Source organism: Mesorhizobium sp. ES1-4, assembly GCF_020164745.1.
Lineage (GTDB): Bacteria > Pseudomonadota > Alphaproteobacteria > Rhizobiales > Rhizobiaceae > Mesorhizobium.
Map to the genome: position 1 here is coordinate 164,932 of NZ_JAIUGV010000005.1, position 15,343 is coordinate 180,274.

Genomic DNA, 15,343 nt, shown 5'->3' on the forward strand with positions numbered 1-15,343 from the left:
GCTTCTGCTCCCCGGCGACAAAGGCGCGCCTTAGCGGAATTCGCGCGGGGCCGCAAGGACGGGGCTCCAGTCGTGACGGTTGCCCCGATGCTATCTTGCGCGGCCGAGCTGCGATATAGGCTAACCAATGTCGGCCGGGGGAAGCCGCGCTCGGGGGAAAATCGATGACGGCCTACACATTCAACGACAGGCTCTTTGCGTTCGAGGTTTTCGACGACGAGGTCGTGGTTCTTCATGTCACCGAGGGAACGTATTTTGCCTGCGGCGGCTGGGTGGTCGAGGCCTGGAGCGCGCTGACGACGGGGTGCTCGACGCAACGCATCGTCGATGCTGTCTCGGGGCACTATGGAATTGCCGCCAACGAGATCGAGCGCGAACTGACCGATCTCACCGCCCGGCTTGAGCAGGAGGCCATCTTTCTGAACGTCGAAGCGGGCGATGTCGATGAAGCGATCGTCACCTTCTCAGGCCGGCCTTTTCAATCGGCCTCGTTCGAAAAGCATGCCGACATGCAGGATCTGCTGACACTCGACCCGATCCACGACGTCGACCCGAAAAAAGGTTGGCCGATCTTGAGTTGAGACGATGCCGGTTGCGGAGCTGATCCGGGGGCCGGGGGCGGCGCTGGACTATTTCCTGGCATTCCTGTCGAGGTCGGAGCGTTGTCCGCCAGTTTCGAAGGCCGCAAGGTTCGGCCGTACGACGGTGATGACGATGTTCCACGGTTTCACGGCTGAGGCAGCCTATGCCGAAGCATTGCGGCCTGCCGATGCGTCCGGCTCGGCAGCGTTCACCATCCACGTCATCGACGGCGCCGCCTGCGGGCTGCAACGCCCGCGGCTGTCTTGGACGGCGGCCGATTTCGGCGAAAAGCGCGTCGTTCCCGCCTGGTCCGATGCCGACACAACCACTTATTTTCTTCGTGGCGAGGATGGATTCGCGGTTGCCGACTGGACCACGCGCCGAGCGTTCATCTGGCTGCCTTCATCGCGGGCCGTGCCCTGGTACGAACGGGCAGCGCCGTTTCGCTGGTTGTTCGATGGTCTTGCGGCGCGGCTCGGCATGTCGACGCTGCATGCGGCCGCGGTCGGGTTCGAGGGCCACGGCGTGCTGATCGCCGGGCGCGGCGGCGTCGGCAAGTCGACCATGGCGCTGGCCTGCCTGGGAGACGGGCTGGATTATGTCGGCGACGATTACTGCCTGTTCGACCATCACCAGGAGCCGCGCGTCCACGCGCTCTATTCGACGGCGAAATGGCGGCGGGGGGCTGCGGTGGTTCCAGCCTGGCTGAACGCGGTGCCAGCCGATGCCGCCGATATGGCGGAGCATAAGAACATCCTGTTTGTCGATCGCCTGAGACAGGATCAATTGGTCAAGGAATTGTCGATTGCCGCCATCGTCATCCCCGCGGTCGCCGGCCTGCCGGAACCGGTCTTGCAGCCCATCCCGCCGCAGGTCGCCTTGGCAAACCTTGCCGCCAGCACAATCGCGCAGTCCGAACATGACGGCGCAAAGGTAATGCGGGCGATTGCCCGCCTGGCGCGTGCCGTTCCAGCCTACCGCCTGCAGATGTCGCGCGATGCCGACGCTTCCGCGGCAGCGATCCGTTCGCTGCTGACGCAGCCGGGTTCGAAAAGCGGAGACGCGCCATGAGCGAAGCAGCCGTCCTTCCCTCGCTCAGCATCATCGTTCCGGTCCACAACAACCATCGCTATCTGCCGGCCGCGCTGGCCAGCATCCGGGCGCAGAATGCCGCGGGCTGCGAGGTCATCGTGGTCGATGACGGCTCGGAGCCGCCGATCGCGCCGCTGGTGGAGGCTGCGTTCCCCGAAGCGATACTCCTGCGGCAAGCCAATGCCGGGCCGTCGGCGGCCCGCAATCGGGGCCTGCGGCAGGCCGCCGGCGAATTCGTGGCGTTTCTCGACGCCGACGATCTGTGGCCGGAAAAAGCTCTTGCGTTGCTGGCCAAGGGCTTTCGCGACGCGCCCGGCGCCGATGTCGTGCAGGGTCATGTCAGGCGTTTCGGCGAGCCGGCAGAAGTCACTGCCGCGGCGCCGGGTATATTCGGATCGCCCTATCTCGGCTTCAATGTCGGGGCGCTTATGTCACGACGGGCAGCGTTGTTCGCGGCAGGGCTGTTCGATGAAAGCCTGCGGCAAAGCGAGGATGTGGTTCTGTTCATCCGCTTGCGCGAAACCGGCGCCCGCCACCTCATCATCCCCGACACGGTGCTGGAGTACCGCCGTCATCAGGACTCGCTGACCGTGACGCAGGAGCCGAAGGCTTTGAAGCACGGGGCGGCCGAGAATTGGATCCGGCTGGTGCGCAACAGCCGGCGGCGCACACCGGGCCCACGGGCATCAGCACCGGCAGCGGGCGGGCCGCGGGTTTCGGTCTTGCTGGTCGTTCGCGACGGCCGCAAATATCTTCCGTCGGCGTTGGCCAGCATCAGGGCGCAGACGCTGGCTGCCACGGAAATCATCGCGGTTGTCGGGCCCTCCTCCGACGGCACCGCCGACTATCTTCAGGCGCAGGACGATGTTCGCGTCGTTGCCCAGTCGGAAGAAGGACTGGCCACGGCGCGCAACCAGGCAGTCGCCGAGGCCGGCGAGCCATTGCTGGCATTTCTCGACCACGATGATCTGTGGCATGAGCGCAAGCTGGAAATGCAGGCGAAGGCTATAGAATTGTTCGTGATGTCGGCCGCCTGCATCAGCAATTTTCGTCTTGTCGACGACACCGGGTCGCCCGACCCGACTGTTGTCGACCGGTCGGGTAATACGCTGCCGCGACTGGGCTGGACACCCAGCGCGCTGCTTGTTCACCGCGGCGTCTTCGATCGCGTCGGCGGGTTCGATCCGGCGCTTGGCATGGGCTGCGATACCGATTGGTTCCGGCGCTTGCGACTATCCGGCACGCCAATAGGCGTCGCCTCTCAGGTGCTGATGGAAAAGCGCCTGCATGACAACAATCTCAGCCGCGAGAACGAACGAAACCGGCAAGCGATGTTCCGGATGCTGGGCAAACACCGCGCCGAACTGCGCGCCGCGCGCCTGGCTGGCGACGAGACATCCGAATAGGGCGGCAGGGATGCGTCACAGCTGCGCGGCTGCCTCCGGCGCGCCGAGACGCATCGCCTCTGCCATCTCCCGATCGGCTTCGTCGTGGCGATCATGGCGCTTCAGCCAGAGGGCCGTCCAAAAGCGCAGCAGCGGGTCTTCAGGGCATTCGTTGCGCCAATGCAGGATGCCGCCTTCCACCTGAAAGGCATCGTCGTCGAGTCCCTGCGCATAGGCTTCCAGAGCGGCGGTGCGGCCGGCATGCCAGTCGATGATGGCGTCCTGGGCCGCAGCCTCATTCCAGTCCTGCGACAGCAGAAACAGCAGCGATGGGGAGCGCGCCGGCATCGTTGGATCGCCACGATCCAGAAGCCGCCGCTTAGGCCGAGGCATCGTCGCTTCGATTGTCCGCATCAGCGTTGCGACATGGCGCTCCGCCGAGAACATCGCCAGTGCCGATTGGCGCGCCTCACGGCCAAGCGCCCTGCGTTTGTCCGGGTGACGATGGAGGTGTTGAATGGCTTCGACGAACTCGTCCTCGCTGCGTGCGACAATGCCGTTCCGGCCATCGATGACGAACCGGACGGGGCCGCCATGCGGCAGGATCACCGGCGGAACGCCTGCCAGCATCGCCTCCTGCAGGCTCTTGTCGCTCGTCGCGTAGGTCCGCTCGGCCAGCGGGTAGGCAAAGACATCGGATGTCTGCAGCACCGAGGCGATGTCCTCGACAAAGCCAAGGCATTCGAACCGCTCGGGCATCGGTGCGCCGCCAATGGCTGCGGCAATGCCCGGATCGAGCACTCCGCCGCAGATCCGCACCTTGAGATCGGCAATGTCCAGCCGCGCCATCATGTCAATGAAGCGCGGATGCATCTTTCCACGATTGGTCGTACCGATATAGTCGGCGTTGAAGCCGGCGTGCGGCCGTGGCGTTATCGCGCCAACGCGCTGGTTGTCGACAAGGCCGGGAACCACGCGCGCCGTTTCGAATTCGGTGGCGACCTCCGGCGGCGGCTTCGCCGTGAAGACCAGCTGCGCCATGTCGGCCAGAAGCCGCCGGTTGAACAACTGCGGCGCGTGCGCGCCGAGGACCTTCACCCAGAGCAGGTAGCGTGCCGCGGGCAGATCGCCGGCCAGCAGGCGCCAGAAGCGCGGCGTGCTCCAGAAATGCAGCAGCACGACATCGGCGTTGTCGATGCGGGCGATTGTCGTTTCGCGCCCGGATCCCCGCAGGATTTCGACACCCTGCCGCTTGAGTTCGAGCACGAGCGGCATGTAGTGGTCGGCGGATTGAAGCGTGACCACAACATGCCTGATGTCGGGATGGCTGATCCTGGACAGTTTGACGAAGGTGACAAGGCAGCGTGTCGGCCCGCCGGGACCGAGGTTGGGAATGACATGCAGGAGGTTCATCGGATCGCCGGGCGCAGTGATTGCAACCCGCTGAAGCGAGCTCGCTCTGCTATTTCACGAAAGCGCCGCGCGGGCAAACCGCGCCCGGATGATCAACGCTCCTTCTGAAGTCCGCCTAAACCGCCGCCTTGCGGAAGCGGGCGACGAAGTCGTCGAGTTCGGGCCGCTCCATGTCGGAGATCGCCCAATAGGAGAAGGCGCCGTCGCTCCAGTGCACCATCGAGAAGCCGCCGGATGAAAGATTGTCCGGTTGGATGATCTTGGCGCCCTGCCGCGGTTCGGCGACCAGCGTGATCAGGTGCTCGCGGTGGCGGTACACCAGCGCCGGTACCGGGCGGCCTGATATCACCTCTACCCGGCCGCCGACGAGGGCGAAACCGTCCTGGGCAAGGTCCGGCGCCGGCGGCGACACGCCGATGCGGGCGTCGAGCCACGGCTTGACCGTGTGGCGGTCGGAGGAAGCAATGTCGATCGCACTCGCGGCGAGCAGGCTGCGGCGATGGCCGCTGGCGACGGCGTCGGCGACGCCGTCTTCCGCGCCGTTGAACATCACCCATTGCGTCGCGCCGCTGGCCAGCACCGCGCTTATCATGATCGACGCGGCCATGGCCCGCCAGTCGAATGAGCCGAAGCGGCCTGTTCTTGGCGATGTCCGCGCCCAGGGGCGCATCTCGGCGGTTCGTCTCAGGCCCCTGCCAGCGTCCGCGATCAATCCCGGTGGCGCCGACGGTGCGCCCATCTGCGGCTCCGTTGCCTCGGCATGCTCCTGCTGCTCGGCGCCGGCCACGCCGATTGCCGCGATGCGGGCCAGAAAGGCGTCGCTGACGTCCGGGCGCGGCAAGCTGCCGACTGCGCCTCGCAAGGCAAGAATGCGGGCGTGCTCGGCGGCAAGCCGGGGATCGGCGGCGATGCGACGCTCCGCGGCAAGGGCGGCCGCCGCATCGAGTTCGCCATCGACAAGGGCATGGATCATCAGCCTGATACCTTCAGGATCATTGGGCAGTCCGTCGTCATGGCCGGTCATGGCGCTCTCCCCAGTTCAGATGCCAGCAGGCCGCGGGCACGCGCCAGCCTGGACATCACCGTACCCATCGGCACGTCGAGCATGGCGGCTATGTCACGATAGCCGAGGCCGTTGATGTCACGCAGCACCAGCGTTTCGCGAAACGGTCGCGGCAGGGCCGCAATCGCCGCCTGCAGCGCCGCCGTATCGGCCCTGGCAATCAGGCCCGCTTCCGGGCCGTCTTCGTCGGGCCGGCTGGTGCCATGGGCCGCGGCCATGTCGTCGAGATCGCCCAAGTCGCCGACAGCCATCACGGCGCGCGGCCGGTTGCGGGCCATCCAGGTGTAGGAGGTGTTGCGCACTATGGTCAGCAGCCAGGCACGGGCATTGCCGCCGGCATAACCTGATATGCCGGCATGAGCCTTGACGCAGGCGTCCTGCACGACGTCCTCGGCATCGGCTGCATTGCCGGTCAGCCAACGGGCAAGCGCCAATGCATCGGCGAGATGCGGCACCACCACCTGGTTGAAGCGCTCTGCCAGGGCCCTCTCGCTCAAAGCAGCACCATGATCCGATACTCCGGAGCGGACAGGCCGTGCCGCCTCAAGATGCGACGGCGACTTTGTCTTGCTTGCACGAGCAAAGCCTCCGGAAACGGGCGAAATCGCCTGCCGTGCTGAAAGTGAATTCATCCGCGTCACCAGTGTCAAGCGCCATCAAAAGGAAGCGCGCCACGGAGGAGGGACTGATGACGATCACGCTCGCCAGCGCGTGACGGCGGCTGGCGCCGTGGCCGCGCCCGCTGTGCTCGCGATGATGGGGCATGCCGATCTCCTCAACGCCAGCTTGGCGTATGTCGAGGAGACTTGTTGAGGGGTCGAATTATTCCCGCCTGGCCAAGTCCGGCTGTTCACAGTCGCGTGATCAACCGGTGGTTTCGGCACTGTTGGCCGGTTTTAGCGATCAATCCGGCCAGCGCGATACGCCCGAAGAATCCTTGCGGGCGACCTTCATTGCGTCGGCAGGACGGTCCTTCGCGGTCAATACGGCGCGCAAACGTTCGGCGACGATCTCGGCCTCGCCGGGATGTAGATTGCAAGGGTCGAGAAAGAAATGGCCGCGCTCGACCTCGTGGTTGCGCACGATGATCGGCGGCGAGCCGGCGGCCAGCGCCGAGGCGAGCCCGGCCGCGGTGAAGCGGCTCTCCGCCGAGACGAAGATTTGCAGCCGGTCGAGCGGATTGGCGGTCGGGTCTGGAATGATTTTCGCCGAGATGCCCGGCAATTCCCGCAAAGCGTCCTTCCAGAGATTGAGTGCCGCCTCCTCGCGCTGGCGGATGCCGGCGTGGTCGCGCTTCTCCCAGGCTTCGAGCGCCGCCATGGTGCCGGCGATGCTTTCCTTGCCGACCTTCATGGCGCGGGCGACGCCGCGGTTCTGCAGATAGGCGGCCCGCACAAGGTCCTTGCGGCCGGTGACGATGCCGCTGGTCGGCCCGCTCAAGAATTTGTGGCCGCTGTAGATGACGACGTCGGCGCCGCGCGCCAAAAAGCCGCGCAGATCATACTCGGACGCGGCATCGACGATCACCGGCACGCCCCTGGCGTGACAGATCTCGCAGAACTCCTCCAGTGAGAGCATGCCGTACTGCACGGTGTGATGGGCAACGACGTAGAGGCCCGCCGCCGTGCGCTCGTTGATCGCTTCGCGCACATGATAATCCTGCGTGACGCTGACCGTGCCGGCTGGCATCACCCTGGCGCCGGCGACGCGGACCGACTGGTCGATCGGCGCGCCGTAATTGACGATGTGGCCAAGCTGGATGACGACCTCCGATTTGAGTTCCCCGGTGTCGTCGGGCAGGCGCTCGATGGCGAGCAAGCTGGTTCCGGTCATCGCGCCGGCGATCGCCATGGTGATGCCGCTGGCGCAGCAGGCCGTGATGAAGCCGGCCTCGCCGCCGGTGAGGCGCGCGACGACGGTGCTCGCGGCGCGCTGCAGGTCGTCCATCTCTACCCATTGCGAGGCCATTTCGGCCATGGCGCTGATTGCTTCCGGGACGATGATCGACGCGCCAAGCGCGGTCATGGTGCCGGAGACGTTGATGATCGGTCGCAAGCCGAGCCGTTCGCGGATGGTGGTGTTGGAGCCGGTGTCGGAATAGGTTTTCATGTGAGCAGATCCCGTGGGTGGCAAGTCAGGTGGCGATCTCGACGACCGCTTCGATTTCGACGGTGATGTTTCCAGGCAGCGAGCCGACGCCGACCGCCGAGCGGGCGTGGCCGCCGATCTTGTCGAAGACATCGGCGAACAGGTCCGAGCAGCCATTGACCACCTTCGGATGGTCGCTGAAGGTCGGCGTCGCGTTGACGAAGCCGAGCAGCTTGACGACGCGTACGATGCGGCCGAGGTCACCGGCGGCGGCATGCATGACGGCAAGCAGGTTGAGCCCGGTGAGGCGGGCGTGCTGATAAGCCTGCTCGACCGTCACATCCTCGCCCACCTTGCCGGTGCAGAGCGTGCCGTCGGCGCGCAGCGGCCCCTGGCCGGAGAGGAAGATCAGCCGCCCGCTCTCGGCATGGGTGACGAAGTTGGCGATGGGCGTCGGCGGCTCGGGCAGTGTCAGGCCGAGTTCGGCGAGCCTGAGATAAGGGGTCATGGGTGAAGGCTCCTTGCGTCGGCCGTGCAATGTCAGAAATGCGAGGCGCGGAAGCGCGCCAGGAAAGTGCGCAGACGTTCGTTGCTGGTCTCCGCCGCGAGGATCTCCTTAGGTGGGCCGACGGCGCTGACTTCGCCATCGGCCATGAAGACGATGCGGCTCGAGGCGTCGCGGGCGAATGCCATCTCGTGGGTCACCATCAGCATCGTCATGCCGTCGTCGGCGAGGCTGCGCACCACGGCCAGCACCTCGCCGACCAGTTCGGGATCGAGGGCGGAGGTAATTTCGTCGAGCAGCAGGATCTTCGGTTCCATGGCCACGGCGCGGGCGATGCCGACGCGCTGCTGCTGGCCGCCGGAGAGTTCGGCCGGCAGGCTGTCGGCCTTGTGGGCGAGGCCAACACGGCCGAGCCAGTGTTCGGCGATCGATCGCGCCTCGGCCTCCTTCTTTCCCCGCACCTTGGTCAAGCCCAGCATGATGTTGCCTGCCGCGGTCAGGTGAGGGAACAGGTTGAAGCTCTGGAACACCATGCCGGTCTCGGCGCGCATGGCGGCCAGATCGCGCTCGCTGCGGCGCTGGCGCGTTGCGGTCTCGCGAAAGCCGACCTCCTTGCCGTCGATACGGATCGAGCCGCTGTCGTAGCTTTCCAGGAAATTGACGCAGCGCAGCAGCGTGGTCTTGCCGCTGCCGGAAGGCCCGATGACGGTCACCACCTCGCCGCGCTTCACCTGAAGGCTGACGGAGCGCAACACCTCGACGGCGCCGAAGGCCTTGGAGACGTCACGCATGTCGAGCAGCGCGGGACTGGCGTTTGGGGCTTCGGACATCGTGCTATTCCCGGATGAAGGAGAAACGCCGCTCGAGCCGCCGGCTGGCGAGCGAGAGTGCGTAGTTGACCGCGAAATAAATGAGCGCGCCCAGTATATAGAGCGGCATCGCTTCATAGGTGCGGCCGATGACCTGATTGATGGCCTGCATCAAATCGGTGATGCCGAGCAGCGACACCAGCGCGCTGCCCTTGACGGCGTCGGTGACGCCGTTGATCCAGGGCGGCAGGAAGCGCCTGAAGGCCTGCGGAAAGATGACGTAGGTGAGCCGCTGGCGGAAGGTCAGGCCGATCGCCATCGCTGCTTCGGACTGTCCTTTCGGGATCGAGCCGACCGCGCCCCTCAGATACTCGATGACTTGCGCCGTCTTGAACAAGGTGAGTGCGCAAACCGCGGCCCAGAACGACGGCAGGTGCAGCCCGATCGCAGGCAGGCCGTAATAGACGAAGAACATCAGCACCAGGATCGGAATGCCGCGAATGGTGTCCGAGAAGATCCGCACCGCCCACCGCAACGGGGCGGGACCATAGACCAGGCCGACACCCAGCAGCACGCCCGCGATGAGCGACAGGACCACAACCAGCAGCGAGACCCACAAGGTCACGGCGAAGCCTTGGGCAAGGAAAGGCACGGCATAGATGATCTGCCCAAGCATGTCAGCGCGCCGCCCTGAAGCGGCGCTCGACGAGCCGCAGCCCGAAAAGCATGATGTAACCCGTCACCAGATACATCGCGGTGGTGACCAGGTAGACCTCGACGATGCGGAAGGTGTTGAAGTTGATCCACTGGGCACCGAAGGTGAGTTCGGGCACCGAGATGACCGAGGCGATCGAGGTGTCCTTGAACAGCGAAATGAAGGTGTTGGACAGTGCCGGCAGCGTGATGCGCAGCATGGCGGGCAGGCGCACGTGCAGCAGCCTTTGCCAGGGCGTCAGGCCGATCGCCTTGCCGGCGTCGAGCTGGCCGCGCGGGACAGCATCCAGGCCGGAGCGAAACACCTCGACCAGATAGGCGCCGCTATAGACCGACAGGGTCAATACGAACGAGGTTGGAGCGCTGTAAGCCAGGTCGACCACGGTCGGAAGGCCGTAGAAGACGAGATAGACCAGCAGGATCAGCGGCACGTTGCGGATGAATTCGACATAGGCGGCGATTACCGCCCGCACCACGCGTCCGGCCGAGACGTACCAGACCGCGAGCACCAAACCGATGACGACGCCGACGGCGATCGAGATCACGGCAAGCTCGAGGCTGAGCAGCAGGCCGCCCCAGAGCTTGTCGAAATGGCGCCAGATCAGATTGAAGTTGAGGGCATAGCCCATGCGTCCGCCTCGGTGGGAAGGGCGTCTAGAGCGGTTCAGTGTTTGCTAGAATCGTTGAACCGCTCTAACTCGTTGTTTTTACGCAATTCCGGACGGAAAACCGCTACGCACTTTTCTTGGAATTGCTATAGTCGATTGCGGAAGGGCAACAATGCCGCCCTTCCGCAATCCGGGATCAGATGACCGGGAAGCCGGGGTGACGGGCCGGCGGTTCCTGGCCGAAATAGTCCTTGAAGGCCGCGTCGTAGAGCGCTGATTCATGGCCGAACATGGCGATGGTGAAGGTCTGGTCGACGAAGGTCAGCCAGTCGAGATCGCCTTGCCGAAGTGCCGCGCCATAAAGCATCGAATACCAGCTCTTGCCGGCATCGAAATATTTGTCGGGATTCCGCGAGGCGAGCCAGCGCACGGTGGACAGATCGACCGCGGCGGCGTCGGCCCGCTTCGATTCCAGCGCCTGCAGCACGTTGGCCTGGGTGTCGATCTGCAGCACCTGGGCCTGCGGCAGAGCGTAGTGGACGGAGCTTTCGGCATCGACATTCTGCAGGATGGAGATGCGCGTCGCCGAACCGGCGGCCAGCAGCTTGTCGAAGGTCTTGTTCTCGGCGGTCGGCAGCGTCAGCAAGGCAACGCCTTCGACATAGTAGGGCCTGGAGAAGTTGATCAGTTGCGAGCGCTGCGCCGTCATCGTCATGAACTGGATGGTGATGTCGACCTTGTTGGTGGTGACGTTGGGAATGCGCTGCGCCGGGTCCTGCATGACAAATTCGACCTTGGTCGGGTCGTCGAAAAGGCCCTTGGCCAGAATGCGTCCCATCGTGATGTCCATGCCGACCAGTTCGCCCGCATCGTTTTCGAAATGCCAGGGCGCGTTGGTGCTACCAGTTCCGACGATCAGCTTGCCGCGGTCGAGCACTGTGCGCAGCAAGCTGTCGGATGCGGCTTGCGCTGCCGCCCTCTGGGCGTCGACGGTTGCCAGCACGCCGGCCGTCGCAAGTCCCGCCATTCCCAATTTCAGAAAATCACGTCTTCCGGATGTGTCGTTCACGGCGACCTCCTTTCGTGTTGTGTTCCCCTTTGCACAGGCCATACACGCGACAGTGATTATCAAGATTGTCCCTTACAAAAGACACATGTATCCTGTACAAGACAGATACTAGCACCAGGAATCGACAATGCAAGATGGCAATGCCCCAGCGGTTTCGGCGGGCGAGAAGATGACGGCCTCCCGCGAGAAAGGCCTCAACCGCGTCCTGGAGATACTGGAGTTTCTTCACGCGACTCAGCGGGCGACGGGCATTGGCGATCTTGCCAAGGGGGTCAATGCGCCACGCTCGACCACCTACACGCTGGTGCGGTTGCTGGTCGATGCCGGCCTGCTGGAAATGGCCGGCGACGGCAACCGGGTCTATTTCGGCAAGAAGCTCTACCTCTACGGAATGGACTATGTCCGCGGCAACGATCTGTTGCGGCGTGGCCGCCAGGAGGTCGACCATCTGTCGCGCGAGACAGGCGAGACCTCGGAACTGTGCATGCTGCAGAGCGGCCGCTATACGATCGTTCATTCCAGCCCCGGCTCCAGGCCGTTCCGCATCAGTTCGGCCACCGGCCTGCAGATACCGCTGCCCTGGACCGCCTCGGGAAGGCTGCTGCTTGCGGGACTGGATAGAGCCGCGATCGAAGCCATGGTGTCGGACGACGACCTTGTGCTGCCCGACGGCCGCAAGCTGCGGCTCGACGATTTCATCGCCGACATCGCAAAGGCAGGAACGACCGGCTACTGCGTCACCTCGGGCCTGGTCGACGCCTATACGAAATGCCTTGCCGTACCGGTCTTTTCAGCGCCGGGCAAGGTGGAGGCGACGATGTGCCTGGTGGTGCCCATCGACACGTCGGAGAAGCGGACCGCCGATCTCATCGGCCTGCTGCGCGTCCGTGCGTCGGGGCTCTCGATCGGCGGATAGGCTACGGAATGGCGCCGAGCGCGAGCCGTCCAGGCCTCATGCGATGATGTCTGGAATGATCTTGTCTTCCAGTTTCATCAGCCGGTCCTTGAGAACCAGCTTCTTCTTTTTCATGCGCTGGATCTGCAGCGGGTCGCAGTTCGTGGCGATCATCGCGTTGATCGCGGCATCGAAATCGGCGTGTTCCTGTTTCAGCCGCGAAAATTCGAGGCGAGTATCGGCCTGTTCCTGATCGGACATTCTCTACCGTCTGCAAGTCTGCGGCGCCCAAAACTGGGCCTGGTTGGGCGGGGGCGGCCATTTACGCCGCCAGCGCGCAGCCCTTATCACATTTCACATTGTCGTGGAATGCTACCACGCAGCATTCGACATCGTTGGCGGAAGATGACACACTGTCATTGTGCCGTCACAGATGCGACCTGCGGTGGACGTGCTTGACGGCTGCAATCGAGGAAACCATGAAAGGGAGAACCAATCATGTCTCTTGCATCCCATCTTGATGAGTTGCAGCGGAAACACGGCGACATCGAACGTGAAATCGATGACGCGATGAACCACCCGTCGGTGGACGACCTGGAAATCGTGAATCTGAAGCGACGCAAGCTGGCACTCAAGGATGCGATTGAGAAACTGAGGGCGCAACCAACCACGCATTGACGCTCACCTGATATAGCCGCCCACTCCTGGCGGACTTCTTTGCCGGCGGCGCCGAGCCGCCGGTGCGGTGGCTTGATTTTCAGCGCTGCGCCATAAGCCGTCGCTAATGTCCCCCCCCCGGACATGGTTGCCACGCCCGTCGCCGGATCGCACTCGTTAGGCCCCGGGAGAGGATCAATTGCTGCCGGTGGCGACGTGTCGCCATTGACAAGCCATCTTTGCTCCTCCACCTCATGCCCGGACTTCAGCGCATCGGCCCGGCGCCTGCTTTGTGCGCCCACGGGGATGCATGGCGCTTCTGAGACAAAAGGCTGCCGGCATGACCGGATACTTCTCCTTTCCCTTCCCCCGCCGCACCTCGGTCGGCGTCGATGTCGGCGGCGTGCTCGTCGGCGGCGGTGCGCCCGTGGTCGTGCAGTCGATGACCAACACTGACACGGCCGACGTCGACCAGACGGTCGCGCAGGTCGCGGCGCTGCACCGTGCCGGCTCCGAGATCGTACGCATCACCGTCGACCGCGACGAGAGTGCGGCCGCCGTGCCGCGCATCCACGAGCGGCTTCAAAGGCTCGGCATCAATGTGCCGCTGGTGGGTGATTTTCACTATATCGGCCACAAGCTCCTGGCCGATCATCCGGCCTGCGCCGAGGCGCTGGCCAAGTACCGCATCAATCCCGGCAATGTCGGCTTCAAGGACAAGAAGGACCGGCAGTTCGGGGCGATTGTCGAAATGGCGATAAAGCACGACAAGCCGGTGCGCATCGGCGTCAACTGGGGATCGCTCGACCAGGAACTGCTGACCCGGCTGATGGACGACAACCAGGACAAGGGTTTCCCGCTGACGGCGCAGGAGGTGACGCGCGAGGCGATCGTGCAGTCGGCGATCCTGTCGGCCGAGATGGCGGAGGAGATCGGCCTTGCCCGCGAAAAGATCATCCTGTCGGCCAAGGTCAGCGGCGTGCAGGACCTGATCGCGGTCTATACCGAGCTTGCCACCCGTTCCAACCACGCGCTGCATCTCGGCCTCACCGAGGCCGGCATGGGGTCGAAAGGCATCGTCGCTTCCTCCGCCGCCATGGGCATCCTTTTGCAGCAAGGCATCGGCGACACCATCCGCATCTCGTTGACGCCGGAGCCCAATGGCGACCGCACCCGCGAGGTGCAGGTGTCGCAGGAACTGCTGCAGACCATGGGCTTCCGGCAGTTCGTGCCGATCGTCGCGGCCTGCCCCGGCTGCGGCCGCACCACCTCCACCGTGTTCCAGGAACTGGCCCAGGACATCCAGGCGGACCTGCGCAAGAACATGCCGGTGTGGCGCGAGAAATATCCCGGCGTCGAGAACCTCAAGGTCGCGGTGATGGGCTGCATCGTCAACGGCCCTGGTGAATCCAAGCATGCCGATATCGGCATTTCGCTGCCGGGCACCGGCGAGACGCCGACCGCGCCCGTCTTCGTCGACGGCAAGAAGGCGGCGACGCTGCGCGGGCCGTCGATCGCGGCGGATTTCGAGAAAATGGTCGCCGATTATATCGAACAGAGGTTCGGTCAGGGCGGCAAGGCTGCGGCAGAGTAGCCAGATGCGGCGTTTCCCGTGGGCGACGCTGATTTTCCTCTGCGGCATGGCCTGGTCGACGCTTGCCCAGGCCGATCCGCCGCAATCGGCCAAGCAGCGGCTGACCGACAAGGTCTGCGACCTGATCCAGGCGTATGCCGACCAGAACGGCCTGCCCAGGGACTTCTTCGCTCGCCTCATCTGGAAGGAAAGCCGTTTCGATCCCAATGCCGTGAGCCCTATGGGCGCCGAAGGCATCGCCCAGTTCATGCCCGGCACCGCCAAGATGCGGGGGCTAGCCGATTCCTTCGACATCAACCAGGCGATCCCGGCGTCGGCTAGATATCTCGCCGAAATGAGGACCAGCTATGGCAATCTCGGCCTGGCGGCCGCCGCCTACAATGCCGGTGAGAACCGGGTGTCGCGCTGGCTGAATGCCGGCGGCTTCCTGCCGATGGAGACAGAAAGCTATGTCTTCGACGTGATGGGCGAGCCGGTCGACAAGTTCGCCGACCGGGCCTATGCCGGAAAAGTCGAGCCACTCGATGCCAAGCTGGATTTCGCGGTCGCCTGCCGCAAACTGCCGGTGATCATGTCGAAGACCGTGGCGATGGCCTCGATCAACATCAAGCCATGGGGCGTCCAGGTGGCCGGCAATTTCCGCCGCAGCGCCGCGATCGGCCAATGGCTCAGGGTGCGGAGCCGATTTCCGGCCCTGCTTGCCGGGCATGATCCGGTGGTGAGCCGGGTGCGCACGCCGATCGGCCGGCGCGGCATCTACGCCGTCAGGATCGGGATCGACGACCGCGCCGCCGCCAATGTCATCTGCCAGAAACTGCAGAGTGTCGGCGGCGCCTGCGTGGTGGTGCGCAACCGCTAGCCGAGGGGCC

General features: G+C 64.5%; 18 protein-coding genes. 7 read left to right on the top strand and 11 right to left on the bottom strand.

The window, feature by feature from the left end; translation table 11 throughout:
* The first annotated feature begins 164 nt into the window (after window positions 1-164).
* Genes LB556_RS11350 through LB556_RS11365 form a run of 3 tightly spaced genes read left to right on the top strand, consistent with a single transcriptional unit; the run spans window position 165 to window position 3,080 of the window.
* Entirely contained in the window at window positions 165-581 is a 417-nt protein-coding gene (locus LB556_RS11350; RefSeq protein WP_224567006.1) for a PqqD family protein, read from the top strand.
* A 4-nt stretch (window positions 582-585) separates the two neighbouring features.
* Window positions 586-1,653 (top strand): hypothetical protein, encoded by a 1,068-nt coding sequence (locus LB556_RS11355; protein WP_224567008.1) that lies wholly within the window; start codon window positions 586-588, stop codon window positions 1,651-1,653.
* Complete coding sequence (locus LB556_RS11365) at window positions 1,650-3,080, top strand: glycosyltransferase family A protein (RefSeq protein ID WP_318011278.1); 1,431 nt, start codon at window positions 1,650-1,652, stop codon at window positions 3,078-3,080. The genes LB556_RS11355 and LB556_RS11365 overlap by 4 nt, the downstream gene beginning before the upstream one ends.
* A 15-nt stretch (window positions 3,081-3,095) precedes the next feature.
* On the opposite strand, the gene LB556_RS11370 is transcribed toward LB556_RS11365, so the two are convergent.
* The 10 genes from LB556_RS11370 to LB556_RS11415 form a co-directional block, all read right to left on the bottom strand.
* Window positions 3,096-4,472 (bottom strand): glycosyltransferase family 4 protein, encoded by a 1,377-nt coding sequence (locus LB556_RS11370; RefSeq protein ID WP_224567010.1) that lies wholly within the window; start codon window positions 4,470-4,472, stop codon window positions 3,096-3,098.
* 115 nt (window positions 4,473-4,587) lie between these two features.
* Complete coding sequence (locus tag LB556_RS11375) at window positions 4,588-5,496, bottom strand: anti-sigma factor family protein (RefSeq protein ID WP_224567011.1); 909 nt, start codon at window positions 5,494-5,496, stop codon at window positions 4,588-4,590.
* Window positions 5,493-6,032, bottom strand: coding sequence for a sigma-70 family RNA polymerase sigma factor (locus tag LB556_RS11380; RefSeq protein WP_224567012.1), 540 nt, complete (start codon window positions 6,030-6,032; stop codon window positions 5,493-5,495). Before LB556_RS11380 ends, LB556_RS11375 begins: the two co-directional genes overlap by 4 nt.
* A 46-nt stretch (window positions 6,033-6,078) precedes the next feature.
* Complete coding sequence (locus LB556_RS11385) at window positions 6,079-6,300, bottom strand: hypothetical protein (protein ID WP_224567013.1); 222 nt, start codon at window positions 6,298-6,300, stop codon at window positions 6,079-6,081.
* 138 nt (window positions 6,301-6,438) lie between these two features.
* A complete protein-coding gene (locus LB556_RS11390; protein WP_224567014.1) occupies window positions 6,439-7,644 on the bottom strand; it encodes an aminotransferase class V-fold PLP-dependent enzyme in 1,206 nt (401 codons plus the stop codon).
* 25 nt (window positions 7,645-7,669) lie between these two features.
* Window positions 7,670-8,131, bottom strand: coding sequence for a RidA family protein (locus tag LB556_RS11395; protein ID WP_224567015.1), 462 nt, complete (start codon window positions 8,129-8,131; stop codon window positions 7,670-7,672).
* A gap of 32 nt (window positions 8,132-8,163) precedes the next feature.
* A complete protein-coding gene (locus LB556_RS11400) occupies window positions 8,164-8,958 on the bottom strand; it encodes an amino acid ABC transporter ATP-binding protein (RefSeq protein WP_224567016.1) in 795 nt (264 codons plus the stop codon).
* A 4-nt stretch (window positions 8,959-8,962) separates the two neighbouring features.
* On the bottom strand, window positions 8,963-9,613 hold the full coding sequence (locus LB556_RS11405; RefSeq protein ID WP_224567017.1) for an amino acid ABC transporter permease: 651 nt from the start codon (window positions 9,611-9,613) through the stop codon (window positions 8,963-8,965).
* 1 nt (window position 9,614) lies between these two features.
* Window positions 9,615-10,280 (bottom strand): amino acid ABC transporter permease, encoded by a 666-nt coding sequence (locus tag LB556_RS11410; protein ID WP_224567018.1) that lies wholly within the window; start codon window positions 10,278-10,280, stop codon window positions 9,615-9,617.
* A gap of 175 nt (window positions 10,281-10,455) precedes the next feature.
* Entirely contained in the window at window positions 10,456-11,286 is an 831-nt protein-coding gene (locus LB556_RS11415; protein ID WP_224567509.1) for a transporter substrate-binding domain-containing protein, read from the bottom strand.
* Between the two features lie 169 nt (window positions 11,287-11,455).
* On the opposite strand from LB556_RS11415, the gene LB556_RS11420 reads away from it, so the two are divergent.
* Window positions 11,456-12,244: an IclR family transcriptional regulator gene (locus tag LB556_RS11420; RefSeq protein ID WP_224567020.1), complete on the top strand. Its 789-nt coding sequence runs from the start codon at window positions 11,456-11,458 to the stop codon at window positions 12,242-12,244.
* A gap of 36 nt (window positions 12,245-12,280) precedes the next feature.
* Here the strand turns inward: LB556_RS11420 and LB556_RS11425 are convergent, their stop codons facing one another.
* The gene (locus LB556_RS11425) at window positions 12,281-12,484 is read right to left on the bottom strand and encodes a YdcH family protein (protein WP_224567022.1); all 204 of its coding nucleotides are present in this window, start codon (window positions 12,482-12,484) and stop codon (window positions 12,281-12,283) included.
* Window positions 12,485-12,721: 237 nt separating this feature from the next.
* Here LB556_RS11425 and LB556_RS11430 point away from each other — a divergent pair, with 237 nt between their 5' ends.
* The 3 genes from LB556_RS11430 (at window position 12,722) to LB556_RS11440 (ending at window position 15,333) form a co-directional block, all read left to right on the top strand.
* Window positions 12,722-12,901, top strand: a complete 180-nt coding sequence (locus LB556_RS11430; protein ID WP_127278461.1) for a YdcH family protein — start codon at window positions 12,722-12,724, stop codon at window positions 12,899-12,901.
* A 319-nt stretch (window positions 12,902-13,220) separates the two neighbouring features.
* Window positions 13,221-14,474, top strand: coding sequence for a flavodoxin-dependent (E)-4-hydroxy-3-methylbut-2-enyl-diphosphate synthase (gene ispG / locus LB556_RS11435; RefSeq protein WP_224567510.1), 1,254 nt, complete (start codon window positions 13,221-13,223; stop codon window positions 14,472-14,474).
* Window positions 14,475-14,478: 4 nt separating this feature from the next.
* A complete protein-coding gene (locus LB556_RS11440; RefSeq protein WP_224567023.1) occupies window positions 14,479-15,333 on the top strand; it encodes a lytic transglycosylase domain-containing protein in 855 nt (284 codons plus the stop codon).
* Window positions 15,334-15,343 lie beyond the last annotated feature (10 nt).

Coding starts and splice junctions, on each gene's coding strand:
- LB556_RS11375 (WP_224567011.1), bottom strand. CDS start 5,496: ATGACCGGCCATGACGACGGACTGCCCAATGATCCTGAAGGTATCAGG.
- LB556_RS11390 (WP_224567014.1), bottom strand. CDS start 7,644: ATGAAAACCTATTCCGACACCGGCTCCAACACCACCATCCGCGAACGG.
- LB556_RS11370 (WP_224567010.1), bottom strand. CDS start 4,472: ATGAACCTCCTGCATGTCATTCCCAACCTCGGTCCCGGCGGGCCGACA.
- LB556_RS11420 (WP_224567020.1), top strand. CDS start 11,456: ATGCAAGATGGCAATGCCCCAGCGGTTTCGGCGGGCGAGAAGATGACG.
- LB556_RS11430 (WP_127278461.1), top strand. CDS start 12,722: ATGTCTCTTGCATCCCATCTTGATGAGTTGCAGCGGAAACACGGCGAC.
- LB556_RS11405 (WP_224567017.1), bottom strand. CDS start 9,613: ATGCTTGGGCAGATCATCTATGCCGTGCCTTTCCTTGCCCAAGGCTTC.
- LB556_RS11385 (WP_224567013.1), bottom strand. CDS start 6,300: ATGCCCCATCATCGCGAGCACAGCGGGCGCGGCCACGGCGCCAGCCGC.
- LB556_RS11410 (WP_224567018.1), bottom strand. CDS start 10,280: ATGGGCTATGCCCTCAACTTCAATCTGATCTGGCGCCATTTCGACAAG.
- LB556_RS11365 (WP_318011278.1), top strand. CDS start 1,650: ATGAGCGAAGCAGCCGTCCTTCCCTCGCTCAGCATCATCGTTCCGGTC.
- LB556_RS11415 (WP_224567509.1), bottom strand. CDS start 11,286: ATGGCGGGACTTGCGACGGCCGGCGTGCTGGCAACCGTCGACGCCCAG.
- LB556_RS11350 (WP_224567006.1), top strand. CDS start 165: ATGACGGCCTACACATTCAACGACAGGCTCTTTGCGTTCGAGGTTTTC.
- ispG (WP_224567510.1), top strand. CDS start 13,221: ATGACCGGATACTTCTCCTTTCCCTTCCCCCGCCGCACCTCGGTCGGC.
- LB556_RS11425 (WP_224567022.1), bottom strand. CDS start 12,484: ATGTCCGATCAGGAACAGGCCGATACTCGCCTCGAATTTTCGCGGCTG.
- LB556_RS11395 (WP_224567015.1), bottom strand. CDS start 8,131: ATGACCCCTTATCTCAGGCTCGCCGAACTCGGCCTGACACTGCCCGAG.
- LB556_RS11400 (WP_224567016.1), bottom strand. CDS start 8,958: ATGTCCGAAGCCCCAAACGCCAGTCCCGCGCTGCTCGACATGCGTGAC.
- LB556_RS11440 (WP_224567023.1), top strand. CDS start 14,479: ATGCGGCGTTTCCCGTGGGCGACGCTGATTTTCCTCTGCGGCATGGCC.
- LB556_RS11355 (WP_224567008.1), top strand. CDS start 586: ATGCCGGTTGCGGAGCTGATCCGGGGGCCGGGGGCGGCGCTGGACTAT.